29 protein-coding genes are annotated in these 15405 nt (G+C 49.5%); all 29 read right to left on the reverse strand.

What is annotated here, in order from left to right; genetic code table 11:
• Nucleotides 1-82: 82 nt before the first annotated feature.
• The 29 genes from rplQ to tuf all read right to left on the reverse strand — a co-directional run bounded on the left by rplQ (nt 83) and on the right by tuf (nt 15393).
• Nucleotides 83-466: a 50S ribosomal protein L17 gene (gene rplQ / locus HNQ57_RS15180; RefSeq protein WP_184464435.1), complete on the reverse strand. Its 384-nt coding sequence runs from the start codon at nt 464-466 to the stop codon at nt 83-85.
• Nucleotides 467-529: 63 nt separating this feature from the next.
• Nucleotides 530-1531, reverse strand: a complete 1002-nt coding sequence (locus HNQ57_RS15185; RefSeq protein ID WP_008248297.1) for a DNA-directed RNA polymerase subunit alpha — start codon at nt 1529-1531, stop codon at nt 530-532.
• Between the two features lie 33 nt (nt 1532-1564).
• On the reverse strand, nt 1565-2185 hold the full coding sequence (rpsD, locus tag HNQ57_RS15190; protein ID WP_008248299.1) for a 30S ribosomal protein S4: 621 nt from the start codon (nt 2183-2185) through the stop codon (nt 1565-1567).
• Between the two features lie 23 nt (nt 2186-2208).
• Nucleotides 2209-2604, reverse strand: a complete 396-nt coding sequence (gene rpsK, locus HNQ57_RS15195; protein ID WP_008248301.1) for a 30S ribosomal protein S11 — start codon at nt 2602-2604, stop codon at nt 2209-2211.
• Between the two features lie 72 nt (nt 2605-2676).
• The gene (rpsM, locus tag HNQ57_RS15200) at nt 2677-3033 is read right to left on the reverse strand and encodes a 30S ribosomal protein S13 (RefSeq protein ID WP_008248303.1); all 357 of its coding nucleotides are present in this window, start codon (nt 3031-3033) and stop codon (nt 2677-2679) included.
• 126 nt (nt 3034-3159) lie between these two features.
• Nucleotides 3160-3276 carry a 50S ribosomal protein L36 gene (rpmJ, locus tag HNQ57_RS15205; RefSeq protein WP_008248307.1) on the reverse strand — a complete coding sequence of 39 codons (117 nt, stop codon included), beginning with the start codon at nt 3274-3276 and terminating at the stop codon, nt 3160-3162.
• A 36-nt stretch (nt 3277-3312) separates the two neighbouring features.
• Entirely contained in the window at nt 3313-4641 is a 1329-nt protein-coding gene (gene secY / locus HNQ57_RS15210; protein WP_184464437.1) for a preprotein translocase subunit SecY, read from the reverse strand.
• Between the two features lie 12 nt (nt 4642-4653).
• On the reverse strand, nt 4654-5088 hold the full coding sequence (rplO, locus tag HNQ57_RS15215; protein WP_008248315.1) for a 50S ribosomal protein L15: 435 nt from the start codon (nt 5086-5088) through the stop codon (nt 4654-4656).
• A gap of 12 nt (nt 5089-5100) precedes the next feature.
• Nucleotides 5101-5277 (reverse strand): 50S ribosomal protein L30, encoded by a 177-nt coding sequence (rpmD, locus tag HNQ57_RS15220; RefSeq protein WP_008248318.1) that lies wholly within the window; start codon nt 5275-5277, stop codon nt 5101-5103.
• A 19-nt stretch (nt 5278-5296) separates the two neighbouring features.
• Entirely contained in the window at nt 5297-5809 is a 513-nt protein-coding gene (gene rpsE, locus HNQ57_RS15225; protein WP_008248319.1) for a 30S ribosomal protein S5, read from the reverse strand.
• Nucleotides 5810-5820: 11 nt separating this feature from the next.
• Nucleotides 5821-6171, reverse strand: coding sequence for a 50S ribosomal protein L18 (rplR, locus tag HNQ57_RS15230; RefSeq protein ID WP_008248320.1), 351 nt, complete (start codon nt 6169-6171; stop codon nt 5821-5823).
• Between the two features lie 10 nt (nt 6172-6181).
• On the reverse strand, nt 6182-6715 hold the full coding sequence (gene rplF / locus HNQ57_RS15235) for a 50S ribosomal protein L6 (protein ID WP_184464440.1): 534 nt from the start codon (nt 6713-6715) through the stop codon (nt 6182-6184).
• Between the two features lie 25 nt (nt 6716-6740).
• Nucleotides 6741-7136: a 30S ribosomal protein S8 gene (gene rpsH / locus HNQ57_RS15240; protein WP_008248322.1), complete on the reverse strand. Its 396-nt coding sequence runs from the start codon at nt 7134-7136 to the stop codon at nt 6741-6743.
• Nucleotides 7137-7191: 55 nt separating this feature from the next.
• Complete coding sequence (rpsN, locus tag HNQ57_RS15245) at nt 7192-7497, reverse strand: 30S ribosomal protein S14 (protein ID WP_008248324.1); 306 nt, start codon at nt 7495-7497, stop codon at nt 7192-7194.
• Between the two features lie 14 nt (nt 7498-7511).
• Nucleotides 7512-8051 carry a 50S ribosomal protein L5 gene (rplE, locus tag HNQ57_RS15250; protein WP_008248334.1) on the reverse strand — a complete coding sequence of 180 codons (540 nt, stop codon included), beginning with the start codon at nt 8049-8051 and terminating at the stop codon, nt 7512-7514.
• A 13-nt stretch (nt 8052-8064) separates the two neighbouring features.
• On the reverse strand, nt 8065-8382 hold the full coding sequence (gene rplX, locus HNQ57_RS15255) for a 50S ribosomal protein L24 (protein WP_008248337.1): 318 nt from the start codon (nt 8380-8382) through the stop codon (nt 8065-8067).
• A 33-nt stretch (nt 8383-8415) separates the two neighbouring features.
• Nucleotides 8416-8784, reverse strand: coding sequence for a 50S ribosomal protein L14 (gene rplN, locus HNQ57_RS15260; protein ID WP_008248339.1), 369 nt, complete (start codon nt 8782-8784; stop codon nt 8416-8418).
• A gap of 59 nt (nt 8785-8843) precedes the next feature.
• On the reverse strand, nt 8844-9110 hold the full coding sequence (rpsQ, locus tag HNQ57_RS15265; protein WP_008248341.1) for a 30S ribosomal protein S17: 267 nt from the start codon (nt 9108-9110) through the stop codon (nt 8844-8846).
• 2 nt (nt 9111-9112) lie between these two features.
• Nucleotides 9113-9304, reverse strand: a complete 192-nt coding sequence (gene rpmC, locus HNQ57_RS15270) for a 50S ribosomal protein L29 (protein WP_008248343.1) — start codon at nt 9302-9304, stop codon at nt 9113-9115.
• On the reverse strand, nt 9304-9717 hold the full coding sequence (gene rplP / locus HNQ57_RS15275) for a 50S ribosomal protein L16 (RefSeq protein WP_184464442.1): 414 nt from the start codon (nt 9715-9717) through the stop codon (nt 9304-9306). Before rplP ends, rpmC begins: the two co-directional genes overlap by 1 nt.
• 11 nt (nt 9718-9728) lie before the next feature.
• Complete coding sequence (gene rpsC / locus HNQ57_RS15280; protein WP_008248346.1) at nt 9729-10403, reverse strand: 30S ribosomal protein S3; 675 nt, start codon at nt 10401-10403, stop codon at nt 9729-9731.
• A 14-nt stretch (nt 10404-10417) separates the two neighbouring features.
• Nucleotides 10418-10756 carry a 50S ribosomal protein L22 gene (rplV, locus tag HNQ57_RS15285; protein ID WP_008248347.1) on the reverse strand — a complete coding sequence of 113 codons (339 nt, stop codon included), beginning with the start codon at nt 10754-10756 and terminating at the stop codon, nt 10418-10420.
• 25 nt (nt 10757-10781) lie between these two features.
• A complete protein-coding gene (gene rpsS, locus HNQ57_RS15290) occupies nt 10782-11057 on the reverse strand; it encodes a 30S ribosomal protein S19 (RefSeq protein ID WP_008248348.1) in 276 nt (91 codons plus the stop codon).
• Nucleotides 11058-11094: 37 nt separating this feature from the next.
• Nucleotides 11095-11919 (reverse strand): 50S ribosomal protein L2, encoded by an 825-nt coding sequence (rplB, locus tag HNQ57_RS15295; RefSeq protein WP_008248355.1) that lies wholly within the window; start codon nt 11917-11919, stop codon nt 11095-11097.
• Between the two features lie 17 nt (nt 11920-11936).
• Complete coding sequence (gene rplW / locus HNQ57_RS15300) at nt 11937-12233, reverse strand: 50S ribosomal protein L23 (protein WP_184464444.1); 297 nt, start codon at nt 12231-12233, stop codon at nt 11937-11939.
• Nucleotides 12230-12847, reverse strand: coding sequence for a 50S ribosomal protein L4 (rplD, locus tag HNQ57_RS15305; RefSeq protein WP_008248357.1), 618 nt, complete (start codon nt 12845-12847; stop codon nt 12230-12232). Before rplD ends, rplW begins: the two co-directional genes overlap by 4 nt.
• Before the next feature lie 11 nt (nt 12848-12858).
• Nucleotides 12859-13503, reverse strand: a complete 645-nt coding sequence (rplC, locus tag HNQ57_RS15310) for a 50S ribosomal protein L3 (protein ID WP_184464446.1) — start codon at nt 13501-13503, stop codon at nt 12859-12861.
• A gap of 120 nt (nt 13504-13623) precedes the next feature.
• Complete coding sequence (gene rpsJ / locus HNQ57_RS15315) at nt 13624-13935, reverse strand: 30S ribosomal protein S10 (protein WP_008248372.1); 312 nt, start codon at nt 13933-13935, stop codon at nt 13624-13626.
• Nucleotides 13936-14169: 234 nt separating this feature from the next.
• Entirely contained in the window at nt 14170-15393 is a 1224-nt protein-coding gene (gene tuf, locus HNQ57_RS15320; protein ID WP_184464448.1) for an elongation factor Tu, read from the reverse strand.
• Nucleotides 15394-15405: the final 12 nt, after the last annotated feature.

Here is a 15405-nt window from a genome sequence, read left to right on the forward strand (position 1 = left end):
TGACTGGCCCAGCACACCAAAAGCCAATTTTAAGACAAAAAAAAGCCGACTTAAAAAGTCGGCTTTTTTGCTACGTCGAGACTTACTCGTCGTCAGCTTCTTCTGCTACTGGACGGTCAACCAATTCTACATAAGCCATTGGCGCCTTATCACCGGTGCGAAGACCGCACTTCATGATACGGATATAACCGCCTGGACGGCCTTCATAACGAGGACCCAGGTCAGTAAACAGCTTACCAACAGCAGCATTACAACGCAGTCTGGCGAAAGCCAAACGACGGTTAGCAACACTGTCTACCTTTGAAAGGGTAATCAAAGGCTCTGCATAACCGCGCAGCTCCTTTGCCTTTGGCAAGGTGGTTTTAATCATTTCGTGCTCTACCAACGACGCCGTCATATTGCGGAACATCGCTTTACGATGTGAGCTATTACGGTTTAATTGACGGCCACTATGACGATGACGCATGGCTTTTTCCTTTAATAAACGTTGCTATCTCAGCAAAAAATATTCGAGAGTGATCACTTAAAATTAAGCGAGTACTCGGTCGTCGTTTCTAAGACTTGCTGGCGGCCAGTTGTCTAGGCGCAAACCCAAAGACAAACCACGCGATGCCAATACGTCTTTAATTTCAGTCAGCGACTTCTTACCAAGGTTTGGCGTCTTCAGAAGTTCAACTTCTGTGCGCTGCACCAAATCACCGATGTAGTAGATATTTTCTGCTTTCAGGCAGTTGGCAGAGCGCACTGTCAGCTCCAAATCATCTACCGGACGCAGCAGAATAGGATCTACTTCGTTCTCTTCACGTGACGGCTCGTTTTCACCTTCGCTTTCAAGGTCAACGAATACTGCCAGCTGCTGCTGAAGTATGGTTGCCGCACGGCGAATAGCTTCTTCGGGATCAATCGTACCGTTGGTCTCTAAATCAAGAACCAATTTATCTAGGTCAGTACGCTGCTCAACACGAGCACTCTCAACCACATAACTTACGCGGCTGATTGGGCTGTAGCTGGCGTCTAATTGAAGACGACCGATAGAGCGGGTTTCTTCTTCGCCGTTATCACGAGCGTCTGCCGGCACGTAACCGCGACCGCGAGCGATAGTCAGGCGCATATTAATCTCGCCGTCGTCGTTTAGGTTCGCAATAACGTGATCGGTGTTAACAATTTCGATTTCGTGATCCGTCTGGATATCACCTGCAGTAACAACACCTGGGCCTTTTTTGTTCAGGCTCAAAATTGCCTGATCTTTGCCGTGCATGATTACTGCAACTTCTTTCAGGTTAAGCAGGATTTCAATAACATCTTCCTGCACACCTTCCATTGCACTGTACTCGTGCAACACACCATCAATCTCAACTTCGGTGATTGCACAGCCCGGCATAGAAGACAGCAAAATACGGCGCAAGGCATTACCCAGGGTATGACCGAATCCCCGCTCAAGCGGTTCTAAGGTCACTTTCGCGCGAGTCTGGCCAAATTCTTCAACTTGGATGACACGCGGGGTTAAAAATTCATTGACAGCACTTTGCATAATTCACCTGTAGTGATTTGTCCGGAGGTTAACTTACTTCGAGTAAAGCTCAACGATCAATTGTTCGTTGATCTCTGAAGACAAGTCGCTACGATCTGGCACGCTCTTAAAAACACCTTCCATCTTAGTGGCGTTAATGTCGATCCATGCGCAGTCACCGCGCTGTGCGGCCAGAGTAATCGCAGATTGAATCCGCAATTGCGCTTTAGCTTTCTCACGAACACTGACTACATCACCAGCTTGAACTTGGTAAGACGGTACGTTAACCGTTTTGCCATTAACCAGTACTGACTTGTGCGATACCAGCTGACGAGATTCGGCACGAGTAGAGCCAAAACCAATGCGGTATACCACGTTGTCTAAGCGACTTTCTAAAAGTTGCAGCAGGTTTTCACCGGTTGCGCCTTTACGACGAGCAGCTTTTGCATAATAAGCGCGGAATTGCTTTTCAAGAACACCGTACATACGACGTACTTTTTGCTTTTCACGCAACTGAACACCGTAGTCAGATAGACGACCACGACGCGCACCGTGCATACCGGGTGCAGTTTCTGCTTTACATTTTGAATCCAGCGGACGTACGCCACTCTTCAGGAACAGGTCGGTGCCTTCCCGTCTGGATAATTTACAGCTTGGGCCCAAATATCTAGCCATTTTCTGTATTCCTCAACTGTTAATTAAACGCGACGTTTCTTGGGAGGACGGCAACCATTGTGCGGAATAGGCGTCACGTCGGTGATGTTGGTAATCTTGTAACCGCAATTGTTCAGTGCGCGGACCGCAGATTCGCGACCTGGGCCTGGACCTTTAACTTGCACATCAAGATTTTTTAAACCGTAATCTTTCGCAGCGTTACCAGCGCGCTCTGCAGCGACCTGGGCAGCGAAAGGTGTACTTTTACGAGAGCCGCGGAAACCACTACCACCGGCCGTAGCCCAGCTCAGTGCATTACCCTGACGATCCGTAATAGTAACAATCGTATTGTTAAATGACGCATGTATGTGTGCGACACCATCCACGACGGTCTTTTTGACCTTTTTCCGTGGAGCTTGTTGCTTGCCTGGTTTGGCCATGTTCTATTTCCATCTCTAATATCAACACTACACAAGTGGTGTAGCTACACTAAAGGAATCACTGCCTTTAAATTACTTACGAATCGGCTTACGTGGACCTTTACGCGTACGCGCATTAGTCTTAGTACGCTGACCGCGAAGCGGCAGGCCTTTACGATGACGCAGACCGCGGTAGCAGCCCAAATCCAGCAGACGCTTAATGCTCATAGATACTGCGCGACGCAAGTCGCCCTCTACTGACATTTTGGCAATCTCGCCGCGAAGCGCATCTAGTTGCTCTTCAGATAAATCGCCGATCTTTGCATCTTCAGCGATAGTGGTTTTGGCACACAGTGCTTTAGCAGTAGTGCGGCCAATGCCAAATATATAGGTCAACGAAATAACAGCATGCTTGTTATCTGGTATGTTGACACCTGCTATACGAGCCATTCAGGTTACTCCAATTAAGCCTAATTCTTCCAACGCCTAGCAATGACCGGTAACAAGGAAACCACCGCACGAAAGGCGCAGTAGTCTACCCGTACTGGGGTTGTAAATCAACCCCAACCGTATTGCTTAGCCCTGCCGCTGCTTGTGACGAGGTTCGACGCTACAAATAACGCGAACAACACCCTTGCGGCGAACAATTTTACAGTTTCGACAGATCGTCTTTACTGATGCGCGTACTTTCATTGTGACACTCCAAACTAGCAATCAGGTTGGTGCGCCTTAGCGCACACCACCGCCGTAATTTTTCAAATTGGCCTTTTTCAAGACCGAGTCATACTGATGAGACATTAGGTGCGATTGAACCTGCGCCATGAAATCCATCACTACCACCACTACGATCAGCAGTGATGTACCACCGAGATAAAACGGCACATTCCACATCACTACCAAGAACTGCGGTAACAAACACACGCCAGCAATATACATAGAGCCAAACATGGTCAATCGGGTTAACACACCATCGATGTAATTAGCCGTTTGCTTACCAGGACGAATCCCGGGTAAAAATGCACCTGAGCGTTTTAAATTATCTGCTACTTCATTAGGGTTAAACATCAACGCTGTATAAAAGAAGCAGAAAAATACGATCAAGGCAGTAAACATAATGATATTCAGGGGCTGACCGGGTCCAATTGCCAGAGCGAGCTCTTGCAACCATTCCATGCCTTCACCGCTCTGACCAACCCACTGCGCAATGGACGCAGGGAACAGTAGAATAGAGCTAGCGAAAATCGCCGGTATAACACCCGCCATATTCACCTTCATCGGCAAGTGGCTGGACTGCGCCTGATACATCTTATTACCGCGCTGCTGCTTGGCGTAATTCACCGTAATGCGGCGTTGACCGCGCTCGATAAAGACCACCAAATACACCACCGCTACCGCCAGCACCAACACCGCCAACAGTACTAATACATTGAGCTCACCTTGGCGCGCTTGCTCCAAAGACTGCCCGACCGCCGAGGGCAAGCCCGCAACGATACCTGCGAAGATCAACATGGAGATGCCGTTACCAACACCGCGCTCGGTTAACTGCTCACCAAGCCACATCATGAAAATCGCACCTGTTACCAGTGAAACCACGGCAACAAAGTAAAAACTAAAATCTGCACTGTAAGCCAGGCCTTGATTAGCCAAACCTACCGTCATACCAACCGCTTGAAGCAGCGCAAGTACAACCGTTAAGTAGCGGGTGTACTGACTGATCTGCCGACGGCCTGACTCGCCTTCTTTCTTAAGCGCTTCGAGCTGAGGACTCACTGCCGACATCAGCTGCATAATAATCGATGCAGAGATATACGGCATGATACCCAGCGCCAATATACTCATACGCTCCAAGGCACCGCCCGAGAACATATTAAACAAACCAAGTACCGTGCCCTGATTCTGATTAAACAGCGCGGCGAGTTGATCCGGGTTAATGCCCGGTACCGGAATGTGAGTACCGATGCGATAAACAATTATCGCCAGCAGTAGAAAACGAAGGCGAGCCATCAGCTCGCCTACTCCGGATTGACTTCCAGCTGATAATGGACTGGATTTCGCCATGGGGATCTCGCCTTATTCCTCGACTTTGCCGCCCGCTTTTTCAATAGCTTCGCGCGCGCCTTTTGTTACTGCCAAACCTTTTACAGTAACTGCCTTGTTCAGATCACCGGACAGAAAGATCTTTGCACGCTCAATATTGCGACCGACCAAGTCAGCACGCTTCAACGCATCAAGATCAATCACGCCATCACCAGCTGCTGCGAGCTCAGCGGTGCGAATTTGTGCAGTCACGCGTGACAGGCGCGAAGTAAAACCATACTTCGGCAGACGCTTTTGCAAAGGCATCTGACCGCCTTCGAAACCAGGACGTACACTACCGCCTGAACGCGACTTTAAACCTTTGTGACCACGACCTGCGGTTTTACCCAAGCCACTACCGATACCACGACCTACCCGTTTACTATCTTTAACTCGACCGGGAGCCGGGCTCAGCGTGTTTAAACGCATATCGCTCATCACTTATCCCTCAACACGTACTAAATAGTTGACCTTATTGATCATACCGCGCACTGATGGAGTGTCTTCCACTTCAACAGTGTGGCGAATACGACGCAAGCCAAGACCAGCTACGCAGGCCTTGTGCGACTTTAGCCGTCCTGTAACAGAACGAACTAGTGTGACTTTAATCTTGCTCATTGCAAATCCTGCCTATTTCTTAGCCCAAGATCTCTTCAACAGTCTTGCCGCGTTTAGTTGCGACCTCTTCTGGTGAAGAAACGCTTACCAATGCCTTAACAGTTGCACGAACCACGTTTACCGGGTTGGTAGAACCGTAGCACTTGGCCAGTACGTTATGAATGCCGGCAATTTCAAGCACCGAGCGCATTGCACCACCGGCAATAACACCAGTACCTTCGGATGCGGGCTGCATGTAAACCTTGGAGGCACCGTGACGGCCTTTGACAGCGTATTGGATGGTATCACCCTTTACGTCTACCTGGACCATATTACGGCGGGCAGCTTCCATCGCCTTTTGGATTGCGACCGGCACTTCACGTGCCTTGCCGCGGCCAAAGCCGACTTTACCATTGCCATCACCAACTACAGTCAGAGCAGTGAAGCTGAAAATACGGCCACCCTTGACCACCTTGGCAACACGGTTTACCTGCACTAATTTCTCTTGCAAGCCTTCAGTGTTCGCTTTGTCTTTCTGATCGTTATACGCCATCGCCTAAAACCTTAGAATTCCAAACCACCTTCACGGGCAGCATCTGCCAGCGCCTTGACACGGCCGTGGAATTTAAATCCACTGCGGTCAAAGGCGACCTTTGTCACGCCTGCGGCTTTCGCGCGGTCGGCGATCAACTTGCCCACACTAGCGGCTGCAGCAACATTACCAGTCGCACCAGCACGCAACTCTTTATCTAGTGTAGAGGCACTCGCCAACACGACATCACCTGTAGCAGCTATAAGCTGAGCATACATGTGACGCGGTGTGCGGTGAATGCTAAGACGTACGGCGCGGAGCTCACGCATTTTAAAGCGAGCACGGCGGGCACGACGTAATCTTGATACTTTCTTATCGCTCATAACCTAGCCTTTACTTTTTCTTCGCTTCTTTACGACGGACGTTTTCGTCTGCGTAGCGAACACCCTTACCTTTGTAAGGCTCTGGTGGACGGAACGCGCGGATTTCGGCCGCTACCTTACCCAGTATTTGCTTGTCAGTACCACTCAAGACAATCTCTGTCTGAGTCGGGGTATCGACAGTTACGCCTTCTGGTAATGCATAATCAATGGGGTGGGAAAAACCCAACACCAGATTAATGCTATTACCAGTGGCCTTAGCACGGTAACCAACGCCGTTTAGAATCAGCTTACGCTGAAATCCTTCGCTAACACCAACACACATATTGTTAGTCAATGAACGAGTAGTACCCGCCATCGCCCAACCGTTTTTCGCGCCTTCACGCGCTGAGAACACTAAACGCCCGTCTTCTTGCTTCACTTCAACAGACTGGTGCAAAGGCAGCACTAAGCTACCCTTTTTACCTTTGACTGCGATGCTGCTGGCGTCGAGTTTGACTTCAACCCCTGAGGGGATAGTCACTGGACTTTTCGCTACTCTTGACATGTTAAGAACTCTTTAAACTGTCGCGTTAGAAAACAGTGCAAAGCACTTCGCCGCCCACACCGGCCGCTCGCGCTGCACGATCAGTCATCACACCATTACTGGTAGACACAATCGCGATGCCCAAACCGGCACGCACTGATGGCAATTCGTCTTTACCAGCGTAAGCGCGCAGACCTGGACGGCTTACCCGATGAATCTCAGCGATTACCGGCTTACCCTGATAGTACTTCAACTCAACTGTCAGCTGCGCTTTGCCACCATCGGCTTCAACGCGCGAACTAGCGATATAACCTTCGTCTTCCAGTACCTTTGCAACCGATACCTTAAGTTTTGAAGAAGGCATCTGAACAGCAGTTTTACCTGCCATCTGAGCGTTGCGGATACGTGTAAGCATATCCGCTAAAGGATCTTGCATGCTCATGTTTTGCTCCCATTAAACGCCGCGGCCATAGCCAGCGACAGCAAAATTCCCACTATTACCAGCTAGCCTTAACTAAGCCGGGGACATCACCGCGCATAGCGGCTTGACGAAGCTGGTTACGGCAAAGACCGAACTTGCGGTATACACCGTGCGGACGACCCGTGATCTGACAACGACGACGCTGACGTGATGGACTTGCATCACGCGGAAGCTTCTGCAGCTTAACCTGCGCATCCCACTTTTCTTCATCGCTAGAATTTACGCTGGCGAAAATCGCTTTTAGCTCAGCGCGCTTTGCAGCGAATTTTTCGACAGTTTGGGCACGTTTCAATTCGCGCGCTTTCATTGACTGCTTTGCCATGTCCCCTGAACCCCTTAACCTTTAAACGGAAAGTTAAACGCCTTTAACAGCGCGCGACCTTCGTCGTCATTACGAGCAGTAGTCGTGATCGTAATATCCATACCGCGTAGTGTATCAATTTTATCGTAATCAATTTCCGGAAAAATAATCTGTTCCGTTACGCCCATCGCGAAGTTACCGCGACCGTCGAATGATTTCGGGCTGATACCGCGGAAGTCACGTACGCGAGGAATAGCGATACTGACTAAGCGATCCAGAAATTCATACATGTTTTCGCCGCGCAGAGTTACTTTGCAGCCAATTGGCCAACCATCACGGATTTTAAAACCTGCGATAGATTTGCGCGCCTTGGTCACCACTGGTTTTTGACCTGCGATTTTCGTCAGATCGGACAGTGCTGCCTCAAGAACCTTTTTGTCTCCAGCTGCTTCACCAACACCCATGTTCAGGGTGATTTTGGTAATGCGCGGAACTTCCATAGGGTTAGCCAAAGCCAGCTCTTCAATCAGCTTTGCTTTTAACTCAGTTTGGTAAAGTTCACCTAATCGTGCCATTTTTCAATAACCCCTACGCGTTGATCGCTTCGCCGCTTGATTTAAAAATACGGGTCTTGCTGCCGTCTTCGGCCACCTTGAAGCCCACGCGATCCGCCTGCTTGGTAGACGGGTTATAAATAGCAACATTAGAAACTTGAATCGCCGCCTCTTTCTCAACGATACCACCTGCCACACCCAACTGCGGGTTAGGACGCTGGTGTTTCTTCATCATATTGATGCCGGAGACCAGCAACTTGTTGTCGGCCAAAACTTTCTGGACAACACCGCGCTTACCTTTGTCTTTCCCGGTTAAGACGATAACTTCGTCTTCACGCTTAATCTTACGCATAACCTGACCTCAGCCTTCTCTCTACACCTAGAACTACAATACTTCCGGTGCCAGAGAGATTATCTTCATGAACTTCTCGCCACGCAATTCACGCGTTACTGGCCCAAAAATACGGGTACCAATAGGTGCGTTGTTATTGTTTAGCAACACTGCAGCGTTATCGTCAAACTTGATCAGTGAGCCGTCTGGACGACGAACACCTTTCTTAGTACGAACTACAACAGCTGTCATTACCTGACCTTTTTTCACTTTGCCGCGAGGAATAGCCTCTTTGACTGTGACTTTGATCAGATCACCGACTCGTGCATAGCGACGATGAGAGCCGCCAAGCACCTTGATGCACATAACGCGACGTGCGCCACTGTTATCTGCAACTTCCAAATAGCTTTCTGTTTGAATCATTTCTTACTCCAAACCAGTCAACAGTGCATCAAGCGATTGCACACAGGCCGCCGGCCAAATTAAACCTGGGTAGCCGTTACATCTACGCTCAACAAAGCCCAAGTTTTTAACTTGGACACTGGACGCGTTTCGCAAACTGTCACTACATCACCAATTTTGCACTCATTATTTTCATCATGAGCGTGAACTTTAGATGAGCGCGTTATGTACTTACCGTACATCGGGTGCTTTACCCGACGCTCAATCAGTACCGTGATGGTTTTATCCATCTTGTCACTGACCACTTTACCGGTGGCTGTACGAGCACTTTTTGCTACTTCTGACATTTTTAGTTACCTGCCTTTTCCTGGAGCACAGTTTTAACGCGTGCGATTTCCTGACGAGTTTTCTTCAGCAAATGCGTTTGCGCTAACTGGCCGGTACTCTTTTGCATGCGAAGCTTGAACTGATCTTCAAGCAGCTGCAACAGTTGGGCATTAAGATCTTCAACTGATTTATCGCGTAACTCTAAAGCATTCATCACATCACCACCCGTCTAACAAATGCGGTCGGCACAGGAATCTTTGCTGACGCCAAGGCGAATGCTTCACGCGCTAATTCTTCAGACACGCCTTCCACTTCGTACAAGACCTTGCCCGGCTGAATCTGTGCGACCCAGTATTCTACATTACCCTTACCTTTACCCTGACGAACTTCCAGAGGCTTTTCGGTAATTGGCTTATCTGGGAAAACACGTATCCAGATTTTACCACCACGCTTGATGTGACGCGTCATAGCTCGACGTGCCGCTTCAATCTGGCGTGCTGTAATACGGCCGCGACCGATTGCTTTAAGGCCAAACTCGCCAAAGCTGACCCGGCTACCGCGTTCTGCCAGACCACGGTTGCGTCCTTTGTGTTGCTTGCGAAACTTTGTGCGCTTCGGCTGTAACATTTGCGTAACCCTTACTCTGAACCTTTCTTAGCCTTAGCTTCGACCGCTTCTTTTCTGGTTCCCAGGATTTCTCCCTTAAAGATCCAGACTTTGACACCAATGATGCCGTAGGTCGTAGCTGCTTCGTGTGTCGCGTAGTCAATATCAGCACGGAGTGTGTGCAAGGGCACACGGCCTTCGCGATACCACTCAGTACGAGCAATTTCTGCACCACCGACACGCCCACTAACTTGTACCTTAATGCCTTCTGCACCTTGGCGCATTGCATTCTGTACCACACGCTTCATAGCGCGACGGAACATAACACGGCGTTCAAGCTGCTGAGCGACGTTCATGGCTACCAACTTCGCTTCCATATCCGGCTTGCGGATCTCTTCGATGTTGATATGAACTGGCACACCCATCTTCACTGACAGCTCTTTACGAAGCTTGTCGACATCCTCACCCTTTTTACCGATAACGATACCGGGGCGCGCTGTGTGAATCGTGATGCGTGCAGTCTGTGCCGGACGCTCAATAACAATACGGCTTACTGAAGCGTGAGAGAGCTTTTTCTCAAGCAACTCACGTACTTCCAAATCCATTACTAGGTGCGCGGCGTAGTTTTTGCCACTCGCGTACCAAACGGAATTATGTTCTTTTACGATTCCCAGCCGGATGCCGGTCGGGTGTACTTTCTGACCCATGTGGTCTCTCCTACCTAGCCTTCGCCGTCTGCGACTTTAATCGTGATGTGACAAGATCTTTTCAGAATACGGTCCGCACGACCCTTTGCTCGAGGACGAAGACGTTTCATCGTCGTACCTTCATCAACAAAGATTGTCGAAACTTTCAATTCGTCAACATCTGCGCCTTCATTGTGCTCAGCATTGGCGATTGCGGAGTTGAGCACTTTCTTAATAATGCTCGCCGCTTTCTTGGAGCTGAACGTCAGCAGATCTAGCGACTCTTCTACACCCTTGCCGCGAATTTGGTCAGCAACCAAACGCGCCTTTTGGGCAGAGATTCGTGCGCCTTTTAAACGTGCTGCTACTTCCATCTTAAAAGCCTCTCCCGGCCCAAGCTTAACGCTTGGCCTTTTTATCGGCCACGTGACCCTTATAGGTCCTAGTCGCGGCAAATTCACCCAATTTGTGACCAACCATGTCTTCGGAAATAATAACCGGAACATGCTGACGACCGTTGTGAACAGCGATTGTCAGAGCCACCATTTCAGGCAGAATCATGGAGCGACGCGACCACGTTTTAATGGGGCGACGATCGTTTTTTTCTACCGCTACTTCAACCTTCTTCAACAAATGAAGATCGACAAACGGACCTTTCTTTAATGAACGTGGCACAAGCTAATCCTCTTTACTCTAATTGACGTCTGATCGATTATTTATCGCGACGACGTACAATTAGTTTGTCTGTACGCTTATTTTTACGGGTCTTATACCCTTTGGTCGGCATACCCCAAGGAGATACAGGGTGACGACCACCAGAAGTACGACCTTCACCACCACCATGTGGGTGATCTACCGGGTTCATCGCCACACCGCGAACGGTAGGACGAACACCACGCCAACGCGAGGCACCGGCTTTACCCAACTTACGCAAGCTGTGCTCGCTGTTGGATACTTCACCCAATGTTGCTTTGCACTCTGATAATATCTTGCGCGTTTCACCGCTACGCAGACGAATCGTCGCGTACTGACCTTCACGAGCAACCAACTGAGCAGAAGTACCGGCACTGCGCGCTATCTGCGCACCTTTACCAGGCTTCATTTCAACACAGTGAACTGTGCTTCCCAGCGGGATGTTGCGAATAGGCAGAGTATTACCAGCCTTAATTGGCGACGCTTCACCAGAGATAATTTGATCCCCGGCCGAAACACCTTTTGGCGCAATAATGTAACGACGCTCACCGTCAGCGTACATTACCAAGGCAATGAACGCGGTGCGGTTAGGATCATACTCTAAACGCTCGACGCGTGCAGGAATACCGTCTTTATTACGCTTAAAATCTACCAAACGGTAATGCTGCTTATGACCACCACCAACGTGACGAGTGGTGATACGACCGTTATTGTTACGACCGCCATTGCGCGATTGACTCTCAAGCAGTGGCTTGTGCGGTGCACCTTTGTGTAGATCGGGGTTTACAACCCGAACAACAAAGCGACGGCCGGGAGAAGTCGGTTTACTTTTTACAATTGCCATTTGACTAAACTCCAGACTTATTCAGCGACCGCAAAGTCAATATCTTGACCCTGCGCAAGGCTTACATACGCTTTCTTCCAGCTTGACTTCTTACTCAAACCAAAACGATTGCGTTTAACCTTACCTTTTACGTTCACTGTACGAACATCCAACACACTGACTTTAAAAAGCATTTCTACCGCTTTCTTAATTTCCAGCTTGTTAGCGTTCGGCAGCACCCGAAAAACTACCTGATTACTAAGCTCTGTGCTCGCTGCACTTTTTTCAGAAACGTGCGGGCCGAGCAGTACCTTATAGATGCGCTCTTTATTCATCCCAACAGCTCCTCAAACTTTTTCAATGCAGCAACAGTGATAACCACTTTGTCGTAGCCAATCAGGCTTACTGGGTCAACACCACTTACATCGCGAACATCAACATTGTGCAGATTGCGCGCAGCAAGATACAAATTGCCATTCACTTCTTCTGTCACAACCAAGGCACCTTCAAGACCGTACTCACCAAGCGACTTAACCAGCAACTTCGTTTTCGGTGACTCTAGTGCAAATTCTTCAACCACGACCAAGCGCTCTTGACGAGCCAACTCAGACAGAATCGTGCAAAGCGCGGCACGATACATTTTACGGTTTACTTTTTGAGTATGATCCTGTGGACGCGCAGCAAATGTCACGCCGCCCCCACGCCAAATTGGCGAACGGATCGTACCGGCACGTGCGCGGCCAGTACCTTTTTGACGCCAAGGCTTCTTACCACCACCACGGACATCAGAACGTGTCTTTTGAGCACGAGTACCCTGACGCGCACCGGCCATATAAGCCACTACTACTTGGTGCACCAGATCTTCGTTAAACTCGCGTGCAAAGGTGACATCAGATACCTGAACTGTCCCCGCTGCCCCGTTACCGGGTTTCGCAATACTTAATTCCATTGCATCGCCCCCTAGGATTTTTTAGCTTTTACAGCAGGACGTACGAATACATCACCACCTGGAGCACCTGGAACCGCACCCTTGACCAAAATCAAGTTGCGCTCAGCGTCCACACGAACAACCTCAAGAGTCTGAACCGTTACGCGCTCAGCACCCATATGACCCGACATCTTCTTGCCCTTAAAAACTCGACCAGGCGTTTGACACTGACCAATTGAGCCGTTAGAACGGTGAGACAAAGAGTTACCATGAGTTGCGTCTTGCATAGCAAAGTTCCAGCGCTTAATACCGCCCTGAAAACCTTTACCTTTAGACTGACCAGTGACATCAACCTTTTGGCCCGCCTCGAATGCAGCAACAGTTAGCTCAACACCAACTTCAGGGGCTTCTTCGCCCTGCTCCAAACGAAACTCCCACAAACCACGACCAGCCTCAACTCCGGCTTTTGCAAAGTGACCTGCTTCTGCTTTCGGGATACGCGATGCTTTGCGAGCGCCAGTAGTAATCTGGATTGCCCGATAGCCATCGACATCATCTGCCTTGACACGAGTAACGCGATTAGGATCAACCTCAATCACGGTTACCGGAATAGAAATACCGTCTTCTGTAAAAACGCGCGTCATGCCGCTTTTACGACCGACCAAACCTATAGTCATTGCTCCAACCTCTCAGTGTACGGGGCTAACACCCTCTATGGCCGCGCTTTAACACGCGTTACACAACCCAGGGCCAGCCCCCGAGCGGGTCTGAAAAAAATATTCAGTGTTTACTTGTTTTTAGCCGAGGCTAATTTGAACTTCTACACCAGCCGCCAAATCTAACTTCATCAGCGCGTCTACAGTTTTTTCTGTAGGCTCTACGATGTCCAACATGCGCTTATGGGTGCGGATCTCATACTGATCACGCGCATCCTTGTTTACATGTGGAGAGACCAGGATTGTAAAACGCTCTTTGCGCGTTGGCAGAGGAATTGGACCTCTAACCTGAGCACCAGTACGTTTTGCAGTGTCCACAATCTCTTGCGTAGACGCATCAATGAGGCGGTGATCAAAAGCTTTTAAACGAATTCTTATCCGTTGGTTCTGCACCTGATCAAACTCCCATCCCGAATAAATCCGGACCCTCGCCATTTGTCGCCGAGGTAACCCGAAAAAAGGAAGCGGAATGTTAAAGATATACCCAGACATTGTCAACACAATATCCAATCATTTCTCTACGCAAACCACAACTAAATTACAAAGCCGGCAAAATTACCGGTGAACAACTAAGAAAGGGAGGCAAAACCTCCCTCTCCAAAACAAATACCGCCGTAGCGGTAATGTTTATTCTACGATTTTAGCAACAACGCCGGCGCCAACAGTACGGCCACCTTCGCGAATTGCAAAACGCAGACCTTCTTCCATCGCGATTGGCGCAATCAAAGTTACGTCCATTTTCACGTTGTCGCCAGGCATAACCATTTCAGTACCTTCCGGCAGCTCACATGCACCAGTTACGTCCGTGGTACGGAAGTAGAACTGAGGACGGTAGCCTTTAAAGAACGGCGTGTGACGGCCACCCTCTTCTTTGGACAGTACGTATACTTCACCTTCGAAACGAGTGTGAGGCGTGATTGAACCGGGCTTAGCCAGTACTTGGCCACGCTCTACGTCGTCGCGCTTAGTACCACGCAGCAACACACCTACGTTCTCACCAGCGCGACCTTCGTCAAGCAGCTTGCGGAACATTTCAACACCAGTACATACGGTCTTGGTGGTGTCGTGAATACCAATGATCGCAATCTCATCACCGGTGCGCAGAATACCACGCTCAATACGGCCAGTTACTACTGTACCGCGACCAGAGATTGAGAATACGTCTTCAATCGGCATCAGGAACGGCAGGTCAATTGCGCGCTCTGGCTGTGGAATATAAGAATCCAAAGCTTCGATTAATTTCTTAACAGCAGTGGTGCCCAGCTCGTTATCGTCCTGGCCATTCAGTGCCATCAGTGCAGAACCCGCAATAATGGGGGTATCGTCACCTGGGAATTCGTACATATCGAGCAGCTCACGCAGCTCCATTTCAACCAATTCCAGCATTTCATTGTATTCTTCGCTGCCCACACCGCCGCAATCTTCAGCCAGCAGGTCAGCTTTGTTCAGGAATACAACGATGTAAGGTACACCAACCTGACGTGACAGCAGGATGTGCTCGCGCGTCTGCGGCATTGGGCCGTCAGTGGCGCCACATACCAGAATCGCGCCATCCATCTGCGCAGCACCAGTGATCATGTTTTTTACATAATCAGCGTGACCCGGGCAGTCAACGTGCGCGTAGTGACGAGTAGATGAATCATACTCGACGTGAGAGGTCGCAATGGTGATACCACGTGCACGCTCTTCAGGTGCATTATCGATACCATCAAACGCCACTGCCTTACCGCCATACACTTCCGCACATACACGGGTCAGTGCTGCAGTCAGCGTGGTTTTACCATGGTCAACGTGACCGATGGTGCCCACGTTCAAGTGGGGCTTATTACGTTCAAACTTTTCCTTAGCCACAATATATTCCTC

Source organism: Zhongshania antarctica (genome assembly GCF_014202945.1).
Taxonomy (GTDB): domain Bacteria; phylum Pseudomonadota; class Gammaproteobacteria; order Pseudomonadales; family Spongiibacteraceae; genus Spongiibacter; species Spongiibacter antarcticus.

Bases quoted from the DNA above. Each gene is read 5' to 3' on its own strand.
- rpmJ (WP_008248307.1), bottom strand. From the start codon at position 3,276: ATGAAAGTACGCGCATCAGTAAAGACGATCTGTCGAAACTGTAAAATT.
- rpsD (WP_008248299.1), bottom strand. From the start codon at position 2,185: ATGGCTAGATATTTGGGCCCAAGCTGTAAATTATCCAGACGGGAAGGC.
- rplW (WP_184464444.1), bottom strand. From the start codon at position 12,233: ATGAATAAAGAGCGCATCTATAAGGTACTGCTCGGCCCGCACGTTTCT.
- rpsN (WP_008248324.1), bottom strand. From the start codon at position 7,497: ATGGCAAAGCAGTCAATGAAAGCGCGCGAATTGAAACGTGCCCAAACT.
- rpmC (WP_008248343.1), bottom strand. From the start codon at position 9,304: ATGAATGCTTTAGAGTTACGCGATAAATCAGTTGAAGATCTTAATGCC.
- rplX (WP_008248337.1), bottom strand. From the start codon at position 8,382: ATGCGTAAGATTAAGCGTGAAGACGAAGTTATCGTCTTAACCGGGAAA.
- rplF (WP_184464440.1), bottom strand. From the start codon at position 6,715: ATGTCAAGAGTAGCGAAAAGTCCAGTGACTATCCCCTCAGGGGTTGAA.
- rplE (WP_008248334.1), bottom strand. From the start codon at position 8,051: ATGGCACGATTAGGTGAACTTTACCAAACTGAGTTAAAAGCAAAGCTG.
- rplN (WP_008248339.1), bottom strand. From the start codon at position 8,784: ATGATTCAAACAGAAAGCTATTTGGAAGTTGCAGATAACAGTGGCGCA.
- rplQ (WP_184464435.1), bottom strand. From the start codon at position 466: ATGCGTCATCGTCATAGTGGCCGTCAATTAAACCGTAATAGCTCACAT.
- rplC (WP_184464446.1), bottom strand. From the start codon at position 13,503: ATGACTATAGGTTTGGTCGGTCGTAAAAGCGGCATGACGCGCGTTTTT.
- rplB (WP_008248355.1), bottom strand. From the start codon at position 11,919: ATGGCAATTGTAAAAAGTAAACCGACTTCTCCCGGCCGTCGCTTTGTT.
- secY (WP_184464437.1), bottom strand. From the start codon at position 4,641: ATGGCGAAATCCAGTCCATTATCAGCTGGAAGTCAATCCGGAGTAGGC.
- rplP (WP_184464442.1), bottom strand. From the start codon at position 9,717: ATGTTACAGCCGAAGCGCACAAAGTTTCGCAAGCAACACAAAGGACGC.
- HNQ57_RS15185 (WP_008248297.1), bottom strand. From the start codon at position 1,531: ATGCAAAGTGCTGTCAATGAATTTTTAACCCCGCGTGTCATCCAAGTT.
- rplO (WP_008248315.1), bottom strand. From the start codon at position 5,088: ATGCGTTTAAACACGCTGAGCCCGGCTCCCGGTCGAGTTAAAGATAGT.
- rplR (WP_008248320.1), bottom strand. From the start codon at position 6,171: ATGAGCGATAAGAAAGTATCAAGATTACGTCGTGCCCGCCGTGCTCGC.
- rpsC (WP_008248346.1), bottom strand. From the start codon at position 10,403: ATGGGTCAGAAAGTACACCCGACCGGCATCCGGCTGGGAATCGTAAAA.
- rplV (WP_008248347.1), bottom strand. From the start codon at position 10,756: ATGGAAGTAGCAGCACGTTTAAAAGGCGCACGAATCTCTGCCCAAAAG.
- rpmD (WP_008248318.1), bottom strand. From the start codon at position 5,277: ATGAGCAAGATTAAAGTCACACTAGTTCGTTCTGTTACAGGACGGCTA.
- rpsQ (WP_008248341.1), bottom strand. From the start codon at position 9,110: ATGTCAGAAGTAGCAAAAAGTGCTCGTACAGCCACCGGTAAAGTGGTC.
- rpsE (WP_008248319.1), bottom strand. From the start codon at position 5,809: ATGGCGTATAACGATCAGAAAGACAAAGCGAACACTGAAGGCTTGCAA.
- rpsH (WP_008248322.1), bottom strand. From the start codon at position 7,136: ATGAGCATGCAAGATCCTTTAGCGGATATGCTTACACGTATCCGCAAC.
- rplD (WP_008248357.1), bottom strand. From the start codon at position 12,847: ATGGAATTAAGTATTGCGAAACCCGGTAACGGGGCAGCGGGGACAGTT.
- rpsK (WP_008248301.1), bottom strand. From the start codon at position 2,604: ATGGCCAAACCAGGCAAGCAACAAGCTCCACGGAAAAAGGTCAAAAAG.
- rpsM (WP_008248303.1), bottom strand. From the start codon at position 3,033: ATGGCTCGTATAGCAGGTGTCAACATACCAGATAACAAGCATGCTGTT.